Annotated in this window: 1 protein-coding gene and 1 pseudogene; both read left to right on the top strand. The window is 63.3% G+C overall.

Features of this window, described 5'->3' with window-relative positions:
• Position 1: 1 nt before the first annotated feature.
• Positions 2–88: pseudogene (locus E4P82_RS23925) on the top strand (hypothetical protein); the annotation flags it as partial.
• 38 nt (positions 89–126) lie between these two features.
• Positions 127–438: a lysophospholipid acyltransferase family protein gene (locus tag E4P82_RS22610; RefSeq protein ID WP_246327775.1), complete on the top strand. Its 312-nt coding sequence runs from the start codon at positions 127–129 to the stop codon at positions 436–438.
• The last annotated feature ends 151 nt before the right edge of the window (positions 439–589 follow it).

Genomic DNA, 589 nt, shown 5'->3' with positions numbered 1-589 from the left:
GTTGTGGCTGCCGTTTTTTGGCTGGGCGCTGAAGTTGTTGCGACCGATCGCCATCGACCGTCGGGCCGGCTCTTCAGCGGTCAAGCAGGTGATCCGGCAGGGCATCGAACACTTGCGACGGGGTCAATGGATCCTGATCTTTCCGGAGGTACGCGCACTGCCCCCGGCGTCCGCAAACGCTACGGCATGGGTGGCGCGGTGTTGGCCGCGCGCAGCCGTTGCCCGATTCTGCCGGTGGCCCACAATGCCGGGGAGTTCTGGCCGAGGCGGGGTTTTCTCAAACGTCCGGGCACCGTACAGGTGGTTTTCGGTCCCCTGATCGCCAGTGAGGGCCGTTCGCCGCAGGAGCTCAACTGGATGACCGAAACCTGGATCGAAACCACCATGACGCGTATCGGACGGGCGGCGCGGGCGGCGGCTCGACCCGCCGATGAGTGATTCAACCAAAGAGGCGATCTGGCATGGCCTTCACCAATACTCGACATACCGTCAAGCGTTTTGATTCGGAAATCGATAGCCTGATCGAACAGGTGCTGGAGATGGGGCGGGCCGCCGGGCAACAGGTCGAGCAGGCGGTCACCGCATTCAG

The sequence above is a fragment of the Candidatus Competibacter phosphatis genome, assembly GCF_012939995.1.
GTDB classification, from domain to species: domain Bacteria; phylum Pseudomonadota; class Gammaproteobacteria; order Competibacterales; family Competibacteraceae; genus Competibacter; species Competibacter phosphatis.
Note: the sequence above shows the minus strand (reverse complement) of the source record. Positions and strands in the feature narration are given on the sequence as shown.

Bases quoted from the DNA above. Each gene is read 5' to 3' on its own strand.
- E4P82_RS22610 (WP_246327775.1), top strand. From the start codon at position 127: ATGGATCCTGATCTTTCCGGAGGTACGCGCACTGCCCCCGGCGTCCGC.